We start from the raw sequence: 671 nt of genomic DNA on the forward strand, positions 1-671 counted from the left end.
TCGCGGTATCGCGCCAGCAGGCGCTCGTAACGTGTGCTCTCGTCCATCTCGCTGTCTCCTCTCGTGGGATGCGTGGCGGTGGTTGCCGTGGCGCGCTCAACGCCCGCGCATACGGGCGGCGAGCCGCCGTGCGAGTGCGGCGCCGGTCAGGGGCAGGGCGACAGTGATCAGCACCATCACCGTGCCCAGGGCGTTGATCTCGGGGCTGATGGAGTTGCGCAGCATCGCGAAGATCTGCGTCGGCACGGTCTCCACGCCCCCGGGCTTCCAGAACAGCGTGCCGGTGATGTCGTCGAAGGAGATCGTGAAGCTGAACAGCATCCCGGCGAGTACCGCCGGCAGCATCAGCGGCAGCGTGACCTCGCGGAACGTCTGCAGCGGGTTCGCGCCGAGGCTGCGGGCGGCGTCCTCGTATTCCCGGCGGATGCCCACCAGCCGTGCCTGCACCACCAGCACCACGAAGGGCAGGGTGAAGATTACGTGGCCGGCGAGCAGCAGCGGGAAGCTCTTGGGCACCGAGAGGAACTGCAGGAACAGCAGCAGCGCCACCGCGAGCACCACCTCCGGCACGAGGATCGGTGCCACCAGTGCGGTGGAGACCAGGCGCTTGCCGGGGAAGTCGTAGCGCACCATCGCCATCGAGGCGAGCACGCCGATGGTGGTGGAGATCA

At 68.1% G+C, this 671-nt stretch carries 1 protein-coding gene; it reads right to left on the reverse strand.

Going from position 1 to position 671, the window contains the following annotated elements; all coding sequences use genetic code 11:
• Window positions 1-96: 96 nt before the first annotated feature.
• The coding region (locus tag G7A99_RS23285; RefSeq protein WP_163144427.1) for an ABC transporter permease at window positions 97-671 on the reverse strand (575 nt) is incomplete at its 5' end.

It is taken from the genome of Arhodomonas sp. KWT (assembly GCF_010993615.1).